Below are 19553 nucleotides of genomic sequence, written 5' to 3' on the forward strand. Positions count from 1 at the left end.
GTATTTTTTCGAAAGGGGCTCGATTGCGAAAGCAGGCGGGGATTCGAAGCTGACTTTGTGCGCGATTGCGGTTCACAGTGCATTGCGGCGGTGCATGGGACGTGGTTATCGGGCAAAAAAAGATCGCAGCCTTCGGCAGCTCCTACAGGGTCTTGCGTACGCCTGTAGGAGCTGCCGAAGGTTCGGGCCGCGTTCGGACGATCTTTTCGCTTGCGACTAAACTCGAAAGCCAGACTTAGCCCTCATCCCCCTCATCATCATCCCCGCCATCCACCTTCATCCCCAATTCCTTGATCTTGCGGGTCAGGGTGTTGCGCCCCCAGCCCAGCAACACGGCGGCATCGCGGCGGCGGCCGGCGGTGTGCTTGAGGGCGGTCTCGATCATGATCCGCTCGAAGGCCGGCACGGCGCTGTCGAGCAGGCTCGACTGACCACGGGCCAGCGCCTGGTCAGCCCACTGGCGCAGGGCCTGCTCCCAGTTGGTCACGGGCGCCGAATCCTGTGGCAGGCTCAGCAGCTCCGGTGGCAGGTCGCCGATGTGCACTTCGCGACCGGAAGCCATCACCGTGATCCAGCGGCAGGTGTTCTCCAGCTGCCGCACGTTGCCGGGCCACGGCAGGTTCTTCAGGTATTCCTCGGTTTCGCTTTTCAGCAGCTTTGGCTCGACGGCCAGCTCCTGGGCTGCGCGGCTGAGGAAGTGCTTGGCCAGGGTCGGGATGTCTTCGCGACGGTCCGACAGGCGCGGGATGTGGATGCGGATCACGTTGAGGCGATGGAACAAGTCCTCACGGAATTTTCCGGCATGCACCAGGGTTTCCAGATTCTGGTGAGTCGCAGCGATGATGCGCACATCGACCTTCACCGGCACATGACCGCCGACGCGGTAAAACTCGCCATCAGCCAGTACGCGAAGCAAGCGGGTCTGGGTGTCAGCCGGCATGTCGCCGATTTCATCGAGGAACAGCGTGCCGCCGTCAGCCTGTTCGAAGCGCCCGCGCCGCAGGTTGGCCGCGCCGGTGAACGCGCCTTTCTCGTGGCCGAACAGTTCGGATTCCATGAGGTCTTTGGGGATCGCCGCCATGTTCAGCGCGATGAACGGCGACGCTGCCCGCGGGCTGTGACGGTGCAGGGCGTGGGCCACCAGCTCTTTACCGGTACCCGATTCGCCGTTGATCAGTACGGTGATGTTGGAGTGGCTCAAGCGCCCGATGGCGCGAAATACTTCCTGCATCGCCGGCGCTTCGCCGATGATTTCCGGGGTGCGGGTCAGGGTCGGGGCGACTTCCAGGCCTTGTTGTTCCTGGGCGTGCTGGTTGGCGCGTTTGACCAGGGAAACAGCTTCGTCGACGTCGAACGGCTTGGGCAGGTACTCGAAGGCGCCGCCCTGATAGGACGCGACAGCGCTGTCCAGATCGGAGTGAGCGGTCATGATGATCACTGGCAGCCGTGGATGCTGCTCGCGAATCCGCGCCAGAAGGTCCAGGCCGCTGGCGCCGGGCATGCGGATGTCGGAAATGATCACGTCCGGCTGCTGGCGCGCCAGGCGGCTCATCACACCATCGGCGCTGTCGAAGCTTTGCGTGGTCATGCCTTCCTGCTGCAGGGCTTTTTCCAGGACCCAACGGATAGAACGGTCGTCATCGACGATCCACACGGTTTCACTACGGCTCATGTCGATGTGGCTCCTTGTTCCAGTGGCAGAAAGATCGAGAAAGTGGTGTGGCCGGGGTGGCTGTCACATTCGATCAGGCCTTGGTGCTGGCTGATGATGTTCTGGGTAATGGCCAGGCCCAGCCCGGTACCGTCCGGACGACCGCTGACCATGGGAAAAAAGATGGTTTCCTGCAGTTCCGCAGGAATGCCCGGGCCGTTGTCGATGATCTCGATCTTGGTCACCAGGCGATGACGTACATGGCCGATGGTGAACTGGCGCATGGCGCGTGTGCGCAGGCTGATGCGACCCAGGCGCAGTTCGTTCTGGCTGCTGATGGCCTGCATGGCATTGCGCACGATGTTCAGCACGGCCTGAATCATTTGCTCGCGGTCGATCAGGACGTCGGGGATGCTTGGATCGTAATCGCGCACCAAGGTGATGCAGCCCTGGCTTTCGGCCTCCACCAGATGGCAGACACGCTCAAGTACTTCATGGACGTTGCACATGGCCAGCGATGGAAGCTTGTTGGAGCCGAGCATGCGGTCCACCAGGTTACGCAGGCGGTCGGCTTCTTCGATGATGACGTTGGTGTAGTCGCGCAGGCTTTCTTCCGGCAGCTCCCGGGCGAGCAATTGTGCCGCGCCGCGAATCCCGCCCAAGGGGTTCTTGATTTCATGGGCAAGGCCGCGCACCAGCATCTTGCTGGTTTCCTGTTTCGATAGCTGTGCTTCTTCCTTGGTGATCCGCAGCAGGCGGTCACGAGGGTGGACTTCGAGCAGCAGCATCGTGTCGCCGTTGCTCAGAATCGGTGTTACCGCGTAGTCGACGGTCAGGGTCTGGCCGGTGAGGGCGGTGAGCATGGCTTCGCGCTTGGTGAACGGGTGAGCTTGTTCGACGGCCTGGCGCAACGAGTTCAGCGCCTCGGTCGATTCGGTAAACAACTCACTGATGAACTGCCCATGGCTGCGTTGACCGCTGATGGCCAGCAGCATCTCCGCCGCCGGGTTCATGTACTCGAGGCGCAGTTCGGCGTCGAGCAGGATGGTGGCAGTGGTGAGGTTGTCGAGTAGCAAACGGTGGAGTGCGTCGCTAATGGTCATCGGGACCTCTTTTAGGGCAGAGCATGCGCAAGAAAAAAGCGCTGGTACGGGCAAAATGCAAAAACCAAACCAAGGCTCCGAAAAGAAGCGTTCAGCGCCTGAAACGGGCGTTTGACGCTCGTTTGCGTGGCGCTTTGCCAGCTTTGGCGGGTACTTTCGAACCAAAATGGGTTGGGATGTGAGTACGGTGCAAGCAATTGCACCAATATAGTGCGCAAACCTGAACGAAGTTAGAACAGTCGCAAGAATGGATTTTTTTCTTCGGCGGGTTTGTTGTTGAGCTGGCATTCCGGCCGCTGGCCGTAGTCTTCGAGAGTGCAGGGTTTGATCTTGCGCTTCTGGGCGAGAGACGTGCGCTGCATGTGGAAAGGTTGGTTGGCGGTGCGTTCGACGATGCGCCCCTGTTCGTCGAGGATTTCCACCGACAGGGTATGGCTGCCGCGATCGATGTTGCTCAATGGGAACACCGGGCTCAGGCCGGGTTCGGCGGTGGGCTGGCCGTCGAGCAGCAACCGGTAGCTGTGACCGGGTTGCAGGGCGGGTTCGTTGGTGGCGCTGACGATGACTTCGCCGGTATTGCTGCGGATGGTTGCATCGGGTTCCGGGATCAGGATGCGCAGCACCTCATAGTGGAGCAGCGCTTGTACTTCGGGACTGCTCTGGGCAAGCAACGGCGCTGCACTGTTGGGGTTGGCCGCTATTCGATTGCTCATTGTCAGCGGTACACGCTTGGCGTTGCCGGATTTGGGCTGGTCGGTGAAAACCCGATTGCCCTGGGCGTCGACATACATGAAGACCTCTGCCGAGGCGGGCAGGGCGATCAGGCAGGTGATCAGTAGCCACGCCTTCAAGGCTTGTGCACCCGCTGTACAGTGAATGTCTCCGCAGTGCTCTGCTGCACAACGTTTTCCCCGTCGATCACTTGTACGGCGAGACGGTGTTCGCCGCGATCGATGTTCACCAGTTGCAGGATCGGCACATTGCCTGGCTGGCCGTAGGGCTGATCGTCCAGCAGTAGCTGCAACAGGTGGGGGGCTTGCAGGCGCGGCTTGATCAGTACCGTTATGGTGAACGTGCCGTTGTTGGCACGCAGGGCTTCGGTGGTGGGCAGGCCGGTCAGCTCCAGTACTTCATAGGTCTTGTGGGGCGGTTCATTGCGAGCGGCTTCAGCAGCAGGTGCGGCCTCGCCGGGAGGCTGGCGCTCGACGCTGTTGAGGGGCGGCAAGTCGACCGGATGGGCGCTGACGCCGTCAGGCGGTTGATTGCTGTACGCGGTGGCGCCGTTGGCGTCCGTGTACTTGTAGATCTGCGCCGTGGCGGGCAGAACGATCAGCAGCAGGATGAAGAGAAAACCGCGACCCATGGAATTGACCGGAAACGAAAGCATTGGGTTGCAGCATAGGCCAGGCGTAGCGTTTGTCCCAAGCCGTTAACATTTTGGCGTGAATCACCGAGATCTCCTGAGCGCAGAAAACCCCTTGTGGGAGTGGGCTTGCTCGCGAAAGTGGTCTGTCTGATAAGCAGATGTTGAGTGTGCTGATGTCTTCGCGGGCAAACCCGCTCCCACAGGGTTGTTCATCGGCTGGCAAATCGTGGGCAATAAAAAGGCCTCCACGAAGGAGGCCTCTTTTTGTCACGCCGCTTGCGCAGGCGCTACCGGATCAGCAGCTGTAGTACAGCTCGTATTCCAGTGGGTGTACGAAGGTACGTACCTTGATTTCTTCTTCGCTTTTCAGGGCGATGTAAGCGTCGATGAAGTCGTCGCTGAAAACGCCGCCTTTGGTCAGGAACGCACGACCTTTGTCCAGCTCTTCCAGGGCTTCTTTCAGGCTGCCGCAAACTTGTGGGATCTCTTTGGCCTCTTCAGGCGGCAGGTCGTACAGGTTTTTGTCAGCGGCATCGCCAGGGTGGATTTTGTTCTGGATGCCGTCCAGGCCAGCCATCAACAGTGCGGCGAAGCACAGGTACGGGTTGGCAGCCGGATCCGGGAAGCGTGCTTCGATACGGCGGGCTTTCGGGCTCGACACGTAAGGAATACGGATCGAAGCGGAGCGGTTGCGAGCCGAGTAGGCCAGCATCACTGGAGCTTCGAAGCCTGGAACCAGACGCTTGTAGGAGTTGGTCGCCGGGTTGGTGAAGCCGTTCAGGGCCTTACCGTGCTTGATGATGCCGCCGATGAAGTACAGAGCGGTATCGGACAGACCGGCATAGCCTTCGCCTGCGAAGGTGTTCTTGCCATCTTTCCAGATGGACATGTGTACGTGCATACCCGAGCCGTTGTCGCCGTACAGCGGCTTAGGCATGAAGGTAGCGGTACGGCCGTAGGCATCGGCTACGTTGTGCACGACATACTTCAGGGTTTGGGTTTCGTCGGCTTTCTTCACCAGGGTGTTGAACTTGACGCCGATTTCGTTCTGGCCGGCAGTCGCCACTTCGTGGTGGTGAACTTCGACGGTCAGGCCCATTTCTTCCAGTGCGTTGCACATGGAGGTACGGATTTCGTGGTCGTGGTCGAACGGTGGAACCGGGAAGTAGCCGCCTTTGACGCCTGGACGGTGGCCTTTGTTGCCGCCTTCGATGTCCTGGTCGGACATCCACGAACCTTGTTCAGAGTAGATCTTGAACATGGAGCCGGAAATGTCGGACTTGAACTTGACCTGGTCGAAGATGAAGAACTCTGGCTCTGGACCGGCGTACACAGTGTCACCGATAGCGGTGGCTTTCAGGTGCTCTTCGGCGCGCTTGGCGATCGCACGTGGGTCGCGATCGTAGCCTTGCATGCTCGAAGGCTCGATGATGTCGCAGACCAGGATCAGGGTCGGTTCTTCGGTGAACGGATCCAGAACAGCGGTGGAGTCGTCCGGCATCAGAATCATGTCGGAGGCTTCGATGCCTTTCCAGCCAGCGATGGAGGAACCGTCGAACATTTTGCCGACTTCGAAGAAGTCGTCATCCAGCGCATCGCGAGCCGGCATGGTCACGTGGTGCTGAGTGCCTTTGGTGTCCGTGAAGCGCAGATCAATCCACTTGACGTCATGATCTTTGATGAGTTGAACCGACTTCGACATAGTGTCCTCCGGGTGGCTTCGGGCTAGTAATGGATGCCCTTAAATGTGGGTGATGCCGGCGCGAATACTCTGCCAAGGCAACCTGCCTCACAAGGGAGCAAATTGCATGCCAGTGCCCCAGCATGGGTTTTTTGCCCCAATTTCACGCCTGTCAGGCGGAAAAGTACCTTAAAGCGGAAAATCCCGCCCTACAATGTGGCGCTCATTTCAATAAATGACCTGTTTTGGTGCGCACGAAACCTTCTGCACATTAACTGGTTAAACCTTGAGCAATTTCCGCTATAATCCGCGCCCCCCTTTTTCGGCAGGCCCTGCGCGCGCTGTTTCCATGAAATTAATCGTAAAAGTCTTCCCCGAGATCACCATCAAGAGTCGACCTGTCCGGACGAAATTTATCCGCCAGTTGGCCAAAAACATCCGCGCCGTGCTCCGCGATCTGGACCCGGCCGTGGTGGTGAGCGGCGTGTGGGACAATCTCGAGCTGGAAACCCGCGTCACCGACCCGAAAGCCTTGAAAGAGATGGGTGAGCGCCTGACCTGCATGCCGGGCATCGCGCACTTTCTGCAGATCGACGAGTACCCGCTGGGCGACTTCGACGACATCACCGAAAAGTGCAAACACCACTACGGCGATGCGCTGGCCGGGAAGATTTTCTCGGTGCGCTGCAAGCGTGCGGGCAAGCACACGTTCAGCTCGATGGACGTCGAAAAATACGTCGGCAGCAAGCTGCGTCGCGAGTGCGGCGCCGCCGGGATCGACTTGAAAGCGCCGGAAATCGAAGTCCGCATCGAAGTTCGCGACCAACGGTTGTTCGTGATCCACAGCCAGCACAACGGCATCGGCGGATATCCGCTGGGCGCCCTGGAGCAGACGCTGGTGCTGATGTCCGGCGGCTTCGATTCCACCGTGGCGGCCTACCAGATCATGCGCCGTGGCCTGATGGCGCACTTCTGCTTCTTCAATCTGGGCGGACGTGCCCACGAACTGGGCGTCATGGAAGTCGCGCATTTCATCTGGAAGAAGTACGGCAGCTCCCAACGCGTGCTATTTGTCAGTGTGCCGTTCGAGGAAGTGCTGGGCGAAATTCTCGGCAAAGTCGATAACAGTCATATGGGCGTAGTATTGAAGCGTATGATGTTGCGCGCTTCCTCCCAAATTGCCGATCGACTGCACATCGAGGCGCTGGTAACCGGTGAGGCGATCTCCCAGGTGTCGAGCCAGACGTTGCCAAACCTGTCAGTGATCGACTGCGTGACCGACAAGCTGGTGTTGCGTCCGCTGATCGCCAGCCACAAGCAGGACATTATCGACACGGCAATCGAAATCGGTACCGCCGATTTCGCCCGGCACATGCCGGAGTACTGCGGCGTCATCTCGGTCAATCCGAAGACAGCAGCCAAGCGCTATCGCGTCGAGCATGAAGAGAAAGAATTCGATATGGCGGTACTCGAGCGTGCGCTCGAAAACGCCAAGCTGGTGCCGATCGATCGCGTGATCGATGAACTGGGCCAGGACTTGCAGATTGAAGAAGTCAGCGAAGCGCTGGCCGGTCAGATCGTCATCGACATCCGTCACCCGGATGCCGCTGAAGACGACCCGCTGGACCTCGCTGGCATCGAGGTACAAACGATGCCGTTTTATGCAGTGAACGCTCGTTTCAAGGAACTGGACCCTACTCGCCAGTACCTGCTGTATTGCGACAAAGGCGTGATGAGTCGCCTGCATGCTCACCATTTGCTCAGTGAGGGGCATGCCAATGTGCGCGTTTATCGACCGAGCTAAGTGCCCGGGGCTGTTTGCCTGTGGCCTGCGTCACCGGCCCCCCGATGCCACCGTCAAGCTGTAACGGCTTTCACGGACGCTACTGTTAATCGCTGCCAAGACTTGTCAGCACACCGAATCCTCTGATCGAGATACACAAGTGATCGAAAATCTACGCAACATCGCCATCATTGCCCACGTTGACCATGGTAAGACCACCCTGGTAGACAAACTCCTGCGTCAATCCGGCACCCTGGAGCGCAACGAGCTCAACGACGAGCGCGTGATGGACTCCAACGACCAGGAAAAAGAGCGCGGTATTACCATTCTGGCGAAAAACACCGCCATCAACTGGAACGGCTACCACATCAACATCGTGGACACCCCGGGCCACGCCGACTTCGGCGGTGAAGTTGAACGTGTAATGTCGATGGTCGACTCCGTTCTGCTGCTGGTTGACGCTCAAGACGGCCCTATGCCGCAAACCCGTTTCGTGACCAAGAAGGCTTTCGAAGCCGGCCTGCGTCCAATCGTGTGCATCAACAAGGTTGACCGTCCAGGCGCGCGTCCGGACTGGGTTCTGGACCAGATCTTCGACCTGTTCGACAACCTGGGTGCCACCGAAGAACAGCTGGACTTCAAAGTCGTCTACGCCTCGGCCCTGAACGGTATTGCCGGTCTGGAACACACCGACATGGCTGAAGACATGACCCCGCTGTACCAGTCGATCGTCGACAACGTACCAGCACCGAAGGTTGACCGTGATGGTCCGTTCCAGATGCAAATCTCGGCACTGGACTACAACAGCTTCCTGGGTGTTATCGGCGTTGGCCGTATCGCTCGTGGTAGCGTCAAGCCGAACACCCCGGTTGTGGCTATCGGCGCCGACGGCAAGAAGCGCAACGGTCGTATCCTGAAGCTGATGGGTCACCACGGCCTGCACCGTATCGACGTTGAAGAAGCTTTCGCCGGCGACATCGTGTGCGTGAGCGGTATGGACTCGCTGTTCATCTCCGACACCCTGTGCCAGCCGGACAATGTCGAGGCGATGAAGCCTCTGACCGTTGACGAGCCAACCGTTTCCATGACCTTCCAGGTAAACGACTCGCCTTTCTGCGGTAAAGAAGGCAAGTTCGTGACTTCCCGTAACATCAAGGAACGTCTGGACAAAGAGTTGCTGTACAACGTTGCACTGCGCGTTGAAGAAGGCGACTCGGCCGACAAGTTCAAGGTTTCCGGTCGTGGTGAGCTGCACCTTTCGGTACTGATCGAAACCATGCGTCGCGAAGGCTTCGAAATGGGCGTTGGTCGTCCTGAAGTGATCATCCGTCAGGTTGACGGCGTGAAGCAGGAACCGTTCGAAAACGTAACCATCGACACCCCTGAGGAATCCCAGGGCAAGGTTATGGAAGAGATGGGCCTGCGTAAGGGCGACCTGACCAACATGGTGCCGGATGGCAAAGGCCGTGTGCGTCTGGAATACAACATCCCTGCTCGTGGTCTGATCGGTTTCCGTAACCAGTTCCTGACCCTGACCAACGGTGCTGGCATCCTGACCTCGATCTTCGATCGCTACGACACCATGAAGTCCGGCGACATGTCCGGCCGTCAGAACGGTGTTCTGGTATCGGTAGAAACCGGCAAGGCTCTGACCTACTCCCTGGAAACTCTCCAGGCGCGTGGCAAGCTGTTTGTTGAACACGGTCAAGAGATCTACAACGGTCAGATCGTTGGTCTGAACAGCCGTGACAACGACATGGGCGTCAACCCAACCAAAGGCAAGAAGCTCGACAACATGCGTGCTTCGGGTAAAGACGAAACCATCGCTCTGGTTCCACCTGTTCGCTTCACCCTGGAACAGGCTCTGGAATTCATCCAGGACGACGAGCTGTGTGAAGTGACTCCTAAGTCCATCCGTCTTCGCAAGAAGATCCTGGACGAAGGCGAGCGTACCCGCGCTGCCAAGAAAGCCAAGGCATAAGATTTAGCCTTGCTTAACGAAAACGCCCCCGGTCGAAATGCCGGGGGCGTTTTTGTTTGTCTGAAGCCATAAAAAAGATCGCAGCCTTCGGCAGCTCCTACAAAAGCACTGTCGTGCGCATTTCTGTAGGAGCTGCCGAAGGCTGCGATCTTTTCGGGCTTAAAACTTTTCTAAAGTCCGGCGGCTGCTGCTCTCGCGCTCCACTTCCTTGGGCTTGTACGCGCAATACCCCGGCCGCGGGCCGATTTTCGGGTGGTTGCGGCAGGTATCCGGGCGCTTTTCATAAATAGTGCACAGACGGCTCTTACGATCCAGGTACAGGCAATCGTTGTTGCTCATGCGCTGGAGGGTAAAGATTCCTGACTTCTGGTTGAAACGCTCGACCAACCCTTCCTTTTGCAGGCGTTTGGCGATGTTCTTCGGCGGATCGCCCAGCTCGAACTCATCAACCACGCCGATGCGGATCAGGTCCTTGATCTTGACCTCGACGGGCAGGGTGCAGCAGCTGGACATGCACGAGCCGCACATCGGGGCAGAGTACTTGGCCCAGGTATCGAGGCGGTCGATCTCTGCGGCAGCGATCAGGTTCGGCTTCATCATCGTTTGTTACCAGCGTGTGCATCAGGGCGCGCGATCATACCGGGACTGGTGGATTTTTGAACAACCTTTCGCCAGATTTTTTCACTGCCGGCCAATAAGCCGCTAATCCGGCACGGCCCCTGCATTGAATCAGGTATACGACAATGTATTGCCGACCCGATTCGCACTTACAGGAAAAACTGCCGAACCAGAGCCTCTACCGCCTGTCAGACCGTCTAGGCTCAGACAACCCAAGCTCGCTCGAGGTCCTATCGATGACTCAAGAACCACTTGTTCGCGAAGCAGAGGTGGCCGCATTTCGCGACGCCGTCTTGACCAAACTCACTTATGCAGTGGGTAAAGACCCGGATCACGCCTTCGACCATGACTGGTTCGAAGCCATTGCCCTGGCCGCGCGGGACCACATGGTCGAGCACTGGATGGACCATACGCGGCAGATCTACCGCAAAGGTCAGAAGCGCGTTTATTACCTCTCCCTGGAATTTCTCATCGGTCGGCTGCTGTTCGACAGCCTGAGCAACCTCGGCCTGCTCGACGTGGCCCGCGAAGCCCTGACCGAACTCGGTGTCGATCTTGAGCGCATCCGCTTGCTGGAGCCCGATGCGGCCTTGGGCAACGGCGGCCTCGGGCGTCTGGCGGCGTGTTTCCTGGAAAGCATGTCGACCCTCGGTATCGCCGGTCATGGCTACGGCATCCGCTATGAGCACGGGTTGTTCCGCCAGGCGATTGTCGATGGCTGGCAGCAAGAGCAGACCGAACACTGGCTGGATTTCGGCAACCCCTGGGAATTCGAGCGGCCTGAAGTGGTTTATCCGATCGGCTTTGGCGGCAGCGTCGAAACCGTGACCGATGACAGCGGCAAGTCCAGGCAAGTCTGGCACCCGGCGGAAACCGTACGGGCTATTGCCTACGACACGCCGGTGGTCGGCTGGCGCGGGGCGAGCGTCAACACCCTGCGCCTGTGGCGCGCCCGGGCCATGGAAGATCTGCACCTGGAGCGTTTCAACGCCGGCGATCACCTGGGCGCCGTGGCCGAAGTAGCCCGGGCCGAGAGTATCTCCCGCGTGCTCTATCCAGCGGACAGTACCGAAGCCGGCCAGGAACTGCGCTTGCGTCAGGAATACTTCTTTGTCGCCGCGTCCCTGCAGGATTTGCTGCGCCGCCATCGCAACATGCACACCTCGGTACTGACCCTGGGCGATCACGCGGCGATCCAGCTCAATGACACTCACCCCTCGATTGCCGTCGCCGAACTGATGCGCCAGTTGGTGGACGTCTACGACGTGGCGTGGGATGCGGCGTGGCAAGTGACGGTCGACACGCTTTCCTACACCAACCACACCCTGCTGCCCGAAGCGCTGGAAACCTGGTCAGTGGGTTTGATGGAGCGCATGCTGCCACGGCACATGCAGATCATTTACCTGATCAACGCCCAGCACATCGACTCCCTGCGGGCCAAAGGCATCCACGACTTCGACGTGTTGCGCGCGGTATCGCTGATCGAAGAAGACAACGGACGCCGGGTGCGCATGGGCAACCTGGCGTTTCTCGGTTCCCACAGCATCAACGGTGTGTCCGGGTTGCACACGCAACTGATGCGCCAAACGGTGTTCTCCGAACTGCACAAGCTCTACCCGGAGCGGATCAACAACAAAACCAACGGCATCACCTTCCGCCGCTGGCTGTATCAGGCCAACCCCGAGCTGACCTCGATGCTGGTCGATGCCCTCGGGCCGCAAGTGCTGGACAACCCGGAAGAGCGTTTGCTCGCCCTCGAACCGTTCGCCGAGAAAAATGCATTCCGCAAGGCATTTGCCGAGCAACGCCTGCACAGCAAGAAAGCCCTGGCGTACCTGATTCATGAGCGGCTGGGCGTCGCGGTCAACCCGGCAGCGATGTTCGACGTGCAGGTCAAGCGAATCCACGAATACAAACGCCAGTTGCTCAACCTGATGCACACCGTGGCGTTGTACCAGGCGATTCGCGCGGAACCTGAAATCGACTGGGTGCCACGGGTGAAAATCTTTGCCGGCAAGGCCGCCGCGAGTTATCACCAGGCCAAACTGATCATCAAACTGACCAACGACATCGCCCGGGTGGTGAACAACGACCCGACCGTGCGCGGCTTGCTCAAAGTGGTGTTCCTGCCCAACTACAACGTCAGCCTGGCGGAGAGCATCATTCCGGCGGCGGATTTGTCCGAGCAGATCTCCACCGCCGGTTTCGAAGCGTCAGGCACCAGCAACATGAAATTCGGCCTGAACGGCGCGCTGACCATCGGCACCCTGGACGGCGCCAACGTGGAAATGAGCGAGCGCATCGGCACCGAGCACATGTTCATCTTTGGTCTCAGCGCACAGCAGGTCGAGGCGCGCAAACAGAACCATGAGTTCAATGCGGCACCGGATATCGCCGCCTCCCATCGTCTGAACGATGTGCTGCAAGCGATTCGCGGCGGCGTGTTCTCGCCGGATGATCCGTCCCGTTACACCGGCCTGATCGACTCGTTGGTAGATTTCGATCGCTTCCTGGTCTGCGCCGATTTCGACTCGTACTGGAATGCACAGATGCGCGTCGAAGCCCATTGGCACGATTCGAACCAGTGGTGGCGTTCGGCGGTGTTGAACACGGCGCGGATGGGCTGGTTCTCGTCGGACCGGACCATTCGCGAGTACGCCACGGAGATCTGGAAGGCGCTGGAGTAAGTCTTCAGGCAGGTGGATATACTGGCGCGCCGGAAAAGATCGCAGCCTTTGGCAGCTCCTACAGGATCGCGTAGTACCGTGATTATGTAGGAGCTGCCGAAGGCTGCGATCTTTATGGATACGGCTGAGCTAATCTTTCCGGATTGGCCAATGCGCTTAGGGATATCGACCATGCAATGGATTTTCATGCTGATCGGGCTGGTGCTCGGCTGGATACTCGACGAGTCATTCAGTGATGCACTGCTGGGCGCGTTACTCGGATTGGGTGTCGGCCAGGCCGTTCGCATGGCTCGCATGGACGCTCGGGCAGCCGAGCAGCAGCGCTTGCTGGAACAGGCACAGGTTGCGCTGCAAGCGGTCGAGCAACGGCTGGCAGTGCTTGAAGCATCAGGCGTCGAGGCGCCGGAAACCCTTGAACCGCTGGTATCGCCTGAAGCCCTCCTTGATGAAACACCTGCCGTAGCCCCGGAATTGATCTGGGAGCTGCCGCCCGAGCTCGAGCAAATCCCCGCAGCGGCCAGCGAAGTCGCCGATGCCTGGAAGCCCGAGTCGACCGCTCGCGATGCACAATCGACTATCCCCCCGTATGGCCCGAACCTCATCGACCGCGCCATCAGTCGCGCCCGCGCCTGGCTGTTCGGCGGCAATACAGTCTTGCGGGTCGGCGTGGTGTTGCTGTTCCTCGGCCTGGCCTTTCTGCTGCGCTATGCCACTGAAGGCGTGGTGGTGCCGGTTGAGTTGCGCTACGCCGGTGTGGCGGCCGCAGCCTTGGGGTTGCTCGGATTGGGTTGGTGGTTACGAGCGCGCAACAACAGTTACGCATTGATCCTGCAAGGCACCGGGATCGCCGTGTTGTACCTGACAGTGTTTGCCGCGATGCGCCTGCATCCGTTGCTCGATCCCTCGGCGGCGTTTGGCCTGCTGGTGGCGGTGACGATCTGTTCGGCGATTCTCGCCATTACCCAGGACTCCCTGGGGCTGGCCGCCGCTGCCGCACTGGGTGGCTTCGCCGCGCCCATCCTGGCCTCCACCGGCGCCGGCAGCCACGTCGCGCTGTTCAGTTATTTTTCCCTGCTCAACGCCGGCATCCTCGCCATCGCCTGGTTCAAGGCCTGGCGGCTGTTGAATGTCATCGGATTCACCGGCACCTTCGGCATCGGTTTCGCCTGGGGCCTGCGCTCCTACTCGCCGGAGTTGCTGTGGAGCACCGAGCCGTTCCTGATTGTGTTTTTCCTGATGTACCTGGCCATTGGTCTGTTGTACGCCCGGCGCAAGTTGATGGCGATGAGCGATGCACCGGCAGAGGGCAATCGCGAAGCGCTGCTGCAGTGGTCGGCGCGCAAGGGTGACTACGTCGACGGCACACTGCTGTTTGGCCCGCCGCTGGTGGGTTTCGGCTTGCAGTTCGCACTGGTGCAGCATCTGGAATTCGCTGCGGCGTTCAGTGCCTTGACGCTGGGCATGATTTACATGGGACTCGCCCGTTGGCTGATGGCCGGGCGCACGCTGTTGCTGGGGGAAACCTGCCTGGCCTTGGGGGTGATCTTCGCCAGTCTGGCGATTCCACTGGGGCTTGATGCGCGCTGGACGACGGCGGCGTGGGCGGTGGAAGGCGCGGGGATCTTCTGGCTCGGTCTGCGTCAGCAAAGGCCCCTGGCCCGGGCCTTTGCCTTGCTCCTGCAACTGGGGTCGGCGCTGGCGTTTCTCAGCGAGTTGCACAGCAGCGAGAGCAGCCTGCTCGGCGGTGTGCCATTAGGCGCGCTGTTGTTGGGTGTCGCGTTGTTGTTCAGCTTCTACCAGTTACGCAAAGCCTTGCCGGAGCAGATCAGGCCCTGGGAGCTGATAGGCCTGCCAGTCCTGGCTTGCCTCGGGCTGGCGTTTCTCTATTTGCTGGCACCGCTGTTTTTCTTCAGTCACGGCACGGTGATCAGTTGGGCCTTGGCCGGGGGGCTGACGTTGTTGGTTGGCTTGCGCCTGCCATCGCGCACGTTCGTGTTCACCGCGCTCTCTGTGCAACTGTTGGGTGGCGCGCTGTTCCTGGTAACAGGACCGCAGTTCAGTGACGGTCTGCGACCCCTGGCCCATGGCGGGTTCTGGGCGCCGCTGGTGCTGGGGCTGGCCGCGATGTTCGGGGCCTGGCGTTTGCAGATGAGTCGTGTGCGTGGAGCGTTGAAAGGGTTGAGTCTGTTGCGGTTGTCCCAGGCGTTGCTGGTGTGGGGCGCAGGTTGGTGGGCGTTGGCCTGGGTCATCGAGGTGCTGCATTTCGCGTCGTTGCCGATGCAGGCGACTTTTTTGTTGAGCATGGCTGCCGTGAGTGTCGCGCTGTGGACAGCGTTGGCGCTGCGCCTGAGTTGGCCGTCACTGGGCGTGCTCTGCACAGTGTTGATTCCCGCGGCGGCGCTGGTGCTGCTGGCGGCCTGGCACTCGCGTTATCACCCGGCGGCCAACGCCGGCTGGCTGGCGTGGGCCGCCGTGTTCGTCGTGCATTTCATGTCCCTGCGGCGTCTGGCGCCCATGCTGCCGGCGCGCGTGCTGAGTGTCGCCCATGTGCTCGGCTGCTGGCTGTTGATGGGGGTGCTGGCTCTGGAGCTGCGTTACGCTTTGCTGGTGTTGTCCGAGCAATACAACGCCTGGCGCTGGTTGGGCTGGGCGATTCTGCCGAGTCTGTATCTGGTGCTGATGGCGGCACCTCGCGCGTGGCCTTGGCCGGTGTCGACATATTCGAGGGAATACCGTGTATACGCCGCCGCGCCGCTGGCGTTACTGATGCTCGGCTGGTTCTGGCTGGCGAATGTCGCCAGTGACGGCAACGCTGAACCTCTGCCCTACGTGCCATTGATCAACCCGCTGGAGCTCGGCCTGTTGTTCGCGCTGTTCGGCGTCTATGCCTGGTCCCGCAGTGCCATGACACAACTGGCGGTCCGCGAGGATTACGTCGCCATCGCCACGCAAGGGGTCGCAGGTGCCTCGCTGTTCATGTTCTTTACTGCATTGGTAATGCGTACGGCGCACCATTGGAGCGGGGTGCCGTTCGAGCTGGATCTGTTGCTGGCGTCGATGCGTGTACAAGCCGGCCTGTCCATCGTCTGGACCCTGATGGCCCTGAGCTTGATGATCGGCGGCCATTTGCGTCGCCGCCGCGAAGTCTGGCTGATCGGCGCCGCCTTGATCGGCGTGGTCGTGGCCAAGCTGTTCTTTGTCGAATTGAGCAATCGTGGCGGGCTGGCGCGGATCGTGTCGTTTATTGGAGTCGGCGTCTTGCTGCTGGTGGTGGGCTATTTCGCCCCGCTGCCGCCCAAGCGCGCCGACGCTGTGCCGGATACCGGGAAACCGCTCGCGGAATCCGAAGGAGTGTCATCTTGAGTCAGAAGCTGAACCTGGGTTGGCTGGCCGCTGTTGCCATGGGCGTGGTGTTGTCGGCGGTTGCCCAGGAAAAACCGGCGGACTTCACCACCCAAGTGCCTTTGTCGGTGACGGGCGAAGGCCCCTGGTATCGCCTTGAACTGCCCCTGAGCGTGCAACTGAATGCACGGCAGGCCGACCTGAGCGATGTGCGGGTGTTCAACGCCGTCGGTGATGTTCAGGCCTATGCCCTGGTCCGGGAGTCGGCGCAGAGCAGTGAAACGCGCACCTTGACCGAGGTGAAATGGTTTGCGTTGTACAACTCGGTGGACGCCGCTGAAACCGCGCCGAGCGTACGGGTGCAATCGAGCGCCAACGGCACCTTGGTCGAGGTGCAGCCCTCAAGTCAGCTGGAGGCGGGTGAGGAGGAGTTGCGCGGCTGGTTGCTCGACGCTTCCGCGATCAAGGCGCCGTTGCGGCAATTGATTCTCGACTGGACCAGCGAGCGCGACGGCTTCGAGCGTTTCACCCTCGAAGCCAGCGACGATTTACAGCATTGGCAGTTCTGGGGCGAAGGGCAGGTGGCGCGCCTGACCTTTGCCGACGAGCGGGTCGAGCAGCATGAAATCGGCCTGCCGGGCCAGTCGGCGCGCTACTTGCGGTTGCTGTGGATCACTCCGCATTCGGCACCGACGCTGACTTCGGCGCAACTGCAAAGCGCCAGTACCCGCAGCCTGCCGCTGCCGTTGGTCTGGTCCCAGGCGTTGACCGGCAGCAGCACGAAGGCGGGTGAGTACACCTGGCAGTTGCCGATGGGGCTGAATGTCGAGCGAGTGCAGGTCGAGCTGAGCCAGCCCAACAGCCTGGCGCCGGTGAGTCTGGTCGGTCGGCGCGACAGCAGCCTGCCATGGCAGTCGTTGGGCAGCGGTTTGCTCTATCGCCTGACCCAGAACGGTCAGGATGTGGTGCAAAACGAATTGCCGTTGTCAGGGCAAATCGTCCAGCAATTGAAACTGACCGTGGACGAACGCGGCGGCGGCCTGGGTAATCAGGCGCCGACGCTGAAGTTTGCCGTGCGCGCCACGCAACTGGTGTTCCTGGCGCGCGGGCCGGGGCCTTATACGCTGGTTGTGGGGAATACGACGGCGAAGGCGGCGAACTTGCCGCTGTCGATGCTGATTCCGGATTACGGCCCGGCGAAGCTCGCGACCTTGGGCCGGGCCATGGTGGATGTCGGGGCGGTGGTCTCGAATGCATCGACTGAGAAAACGCTGGCTACGACGGACACCCAGTGGAAGAAGTTCGGCTTGTGGGCAGTGTTGTTGCTCAGTGTCTTGTTCCTGGCGGCGATGGCGTTCAGTTTGCTGCGCAAGCCTACTGCCAAATCCTGACAGTGGGTGCTGCGCACCCAATCGCGAGCAGGCTCGCTCCCACATTTTGAACGCGTACCCCTGTAGGAGCGAGCCTGCTCGCGAAAGCGTTCGCCCAGTCACTGAAAATGCCGAAATGACTGCAGTTCTCAGGCCCACACCCAGCCCATTTCCAACTACGCTCATCCCCGCACATGAACTCTCTTCAGCCGATCACGTCTGATAGGAGGAAATGCACCCCGACTCGCGCTAAACTGCGCGGGTTTTTAGCCCCCCCATTCCTCCGGAGCCTTCCATGTCCCGCGTTACCTTGAGTCGCTATTTGATTGAGCAGACCCGCAGCAACAACACTCCTGCCGATCTGCGCTTCCTGATCGAAGTGGTGGCGCGTGCCTGCAAGGAGATCAACCACGCCGTGTCCAAAGGCGCCCTGGGTGGCGTTTTGGGCAGCATGGGCACTGAAAACGTCCAGGGCGAAGTGCAGAAGAAGCTCGACGTGATCTCCAACGAAATCCTGCTCGAAGCCAACGAATGGGGCGGTCACCTGGCCGGTATGGCGTCCGAAGAAATGGACAACGCCTACCAGATCCCGGGCAAATACCCGAAAGGTGCGTACCTGCTGGTATTCGACCCGCTGGACGGTTCGTCGAACATCGACATCAACGCGCCGGTCGGAACCATCTTCTCGGTACTGCGTTGCCCGAACGAATACCTGAGCCAGAACGAACCTTTGAACGAAAAGGCCTTCCTGCAGCCAGGTACCCAGCAAGTGGCCGCCGGTTATGCGATCTATGGTCCACAGACCATGCTGATCCTGACCTTGGGCGATGGCGTGAAAGGTTTCACCCTGGACCGTGAAATGGGCAGCTTCGTACTGACCCACGAAAACATCACCATTCCTGAAGCCACCCAGGAATTTGCCATCAACGCGTCCAACCAGCGTCACTGGGAAGCACCGGTACAGCGCTACGTCGGCGAATTGCTGGCCGGCGATGAAGGCCCGCTGAAAAAGAACTACAACATGCGCTGGGTCGCTGCGATGGTGGCCGACGTGCACCGCATCCTGACCCGCGGCGGTCTGTTCATGTACCCACGCGACAGCCGCGAGCCTTCCAAGCCAGGCAAACTGCGCCTGATGTACGAAGCCAACCCGATGTCGTTCCTGGTGGAACAAGCGGGCGGTGCGTCCACCGACGGCCACCAGCGCATCCTCGACATCCAGCCGGAAGGCCTGCACCAGCGGGTTGCGGTGTTCCTCGGTTCGAAAGAAGAAGTTGCCCGCGTCACGGCTTACCACAAGGAATAAACCATGACTGCGCCTTGGCAGCCGTTGCTTTATTGGTGGTTCGGGAGTTCCGAGTCAGCGAGGAAAGTGGCGGCGCAGAAGGGCAAATTGTGGTTCGGCAAGCGCGACAGCCAGGACCTCGAAGCGCGCGAGCGTTTCGGGGACTGGACCGAGCAGGCACTGGCCGGCGGATTGACCGAGTGGATGCAACATCCCGAAGGTTGGCTGGCCCTGGTGCTGTTGCTCGATCAGATCCCGCGAATGATCTTTCGCGATATTCCCAAAGCCTTTGCAGGCGATCTCCGGGCGCAGAAGCTGGTAGCCCAAGGCATTGCCGCGGATTACGACCGGCAGTTGCAGCCGATTCAGCGGGTGTTCATCTACCTGGTGTTCGAGCATAGCGAAGACCTCGCGGTGCAGAACGAAGGCGTCTCGCGCTACATCGAACTGGTGGCGCAGCAACCGGAAATCGATCGGGCGCTGTTCAGCGATTACCTGGACTATGCCGAGCGGCATCAGAAAGTGATTGCGCAGTTTGGGCGCTTTCCGCATCGCAATGCGGTGTTGGGAAGGGAGTCTACGGCTGAGGAGTTGGCGTTTCTCTCCAAGCCGGGCTCTCGGTTTTAGTTTTTTGTTGTTGCTGATGCCGTCATCGCGAGCAGGCTCGCTCCTACAGGGATCTTCAG

14 protein-coding genes are annotated in these 19553 nt (G+C 60.0%); 8 read left to right on the top strand and 6 right to left on the bottom strand.

Features of this window, described 5'->3' with window-relative positions:
* Positions 1-235 precede the first annotated feature (235 nt).
* Together ntrC and glnL are read right to left on the bottom strand one after the other, a co-directional pair.
* Positions 236-1672 carry a nitrogen regulation protein NR(I) gene (gene ntrC, locus AC1D19_RS16355; RefSeq protein WP_056852210.1) on the bottom strand — a complete coding sequence of 479 codons (1437 nt, stop codon included), beginning with the start codon at positions 1670-1672 and terminating at the stop codon, positions 236-238.
* Positions 1669-2754 (bottom strand): nitrogen regulation protein NR(II), encoded by a 1086-nt coding sequence (gene glnL, locus AC1D19_RS16360; RefSeq protein ID WP_057712404.1) that lies wholly within the window; start codon positions 2752-2754, stop codon positions 1669-1671. The genes ntrC and glnL overlap by 4 nt, the downstream gene beginning before the upstream one ends.
* A gap of 23 nt (positions 2755-2777) precedes the next feature.
* Here glnL and AC1D19_RS16365 point away from each other — a divergent pair, with 23 nt between their 5' ends.
* Positions 2778-2936 carry a hypothetical protein gene (locus AC1D19_RS16365; protein WP_477752636.1) on the top strand — a complete coding sequence of 53 codons (159 nt, stop codon included), beginning with the start codon at positions 2778-2780 and terminating at the stop codon, positions 2934-2936.
* 48 nt (positions 2937-2984) lie between these two features.
* On the opposite strand, the gene AC1D19_RS16370 is transcribed toward AC1D19_RS16365, so the two are convergent.
* The 3 genes from AC1D19_RS16370 to glnA form a co-directional block, all read right to left on the bottom strand.
* Positions 2985-3605, bottom strand: coding sequence for a DUF4124 domain-containing protein (locus AC1D19_RS16370; protein ID WP_477763800.1), 621 nt, complete (start codon positions 3603-3605; stop codon positions 2985-2987).
* Positions 3602-4117: a DUF4124 domain-containing protein gene (locus tag AC1D19_RS16375; RefSeq protein WP_477763801.1), complete on the bottom strand. Its 516-nt coding sequence runs from the start codon at positions 4115-4117 to the stop codon at positions 3602-3604. The genes AC1D19_RS16370 and AC1D19_RS16375 overlap by 4 nt, the downstream gene beginning before the upstream one ends.
* 298 nt (positions 4118-4415) lie before the next feature.
* Positions 4416-5822 (bottom strand): type I glutamate--ammonia ligase, encoded by a 1407-nt coding sequence (glnA, locus tag AC1D19_RS16380; protein WP_008002929.1) that lies wholly within the window; start codon positions 5820-5822, stop codon positions 4416-4418.
* A gap of 328 nt (positions 5823-6150) precedes the next feature.
* On the opposite strand from glnA, the gene thiI reads away from it, so the two are divergent.
* Both thiI and typA read left to right on the top strand, forming a co-directional pair.
* Complete coding sequence (gene thiI / locus AC1D19_RS16385; RefSeq protein ID WP_477752634.1) at positions 6151-7605, top strand: tRNA uracil 4-sulfurtransferase ThiI; 1455 nt, start codon at positions 6151-6153, stop codon at positions 7603-7605.
* A 139-nt stretch (positions 7606-7744) separates the two neighbouring features.
* Positions 7745-9565 (top strand): translational GTPase TypA, encoded by a 1821-nt coding sequence (typA, locus tag AC1D19_RS16390; protein ID WP_477752633.1) that lies wholly within the window; start codon positions 7745-7747, stop codon positions 9563-9565.
* A 159-nt stretch (positions 9566-9724) separates the two neighbouring features.
* On the opposite strand, the gene AC1D19_RS16395 is transcribed toward typA, so the two are convergent.
* On the bottom strand, positions 9725-10165 hold the full coding sequence (locus tag AC1D19_RS16395; protein WP_477763802.1) for a YkgJ family cysteine cluster protein: 441 nt from the start codon (positions 10163-10165) through the stop codon (positions 9725-9727).
* 254 nt (positions 10166-10419) lie between these two features.
* On the opposite strand from AC1D19_RS16395, the gene AC1D19_RS16400 reads away from it, so the two are divergent.
* The 5 genes from AC1D19_RS16400 to AC1D19_RS16420 all read left to right on the top strand — a co-directional run bounded on the left by AC1D19_RS16400 (position 10420) and on the right by AC1D19_RS16420 (position 19494).
* Positions 10420-12870, top strand: a complete 2451-nt coding sequence (locus AC1D19_RS16400) for a glycogen/starch/alpha-glucan phosphorylase (protein ID WP_477763803.1) — start codon at positions 10420-10422, stop codon at positions 12868-12870.
* Positions 12871-13041: 171 nt separating this feature from the next.
* Complete coding sequence (locus AC1D19_RS16405) at positions 13042-16233, top strand: DUF2339 domain-containing protein (protein WP_477763804.1); 3192 nt, start codon at positions 13042-13044, stop codon at positions 16231-16233.
* Positions 16230-17603, top strand: a complete 1374-nt coding sequence (locus AC1D19_RS16410) for a DUF3999 domain-containing protein (RefSeq protein WP_477763805.1) — start codon at positions 16230-16232, stop codon at positions 17601-17603. Before AC1D19_RS16405 ends, AC1D19_RS16410 begins: the two co-directional genes overlap by 4 nt.
* A 274-nt stretch (positions 17604-17877) precedes the next feature.
* The gene (locus AC1D19_RS16415) at positions 17878-18888 is read left to right on the top strand and encodes a class 1 fructose-bisphosphatase (RefSeq protein ID WP_015093094.1); all 1011 of its coding nucleotides are present in this window, start codon (positions 17878-17880) and stop codon (positions 18886-18888) included.
* A 3-nt stretch (positions 18889-18891) separates the two neighbouring features.
* Positions 18892-19494, top strand: a complete 603-nt coding sequence (locus tag AC1D19_RS16420) for a DUF924 family protein (RefSeq protein WP_477763806.1) — start codon at positions 18892-18894, stop codon at positions 19492-19494.
* Positions 19495-19553: the final 59 nt, after the last annotated feature.

It is taken from the genome of Pseudomonas sp. P1_C12 (assembly GCF_056406435.1).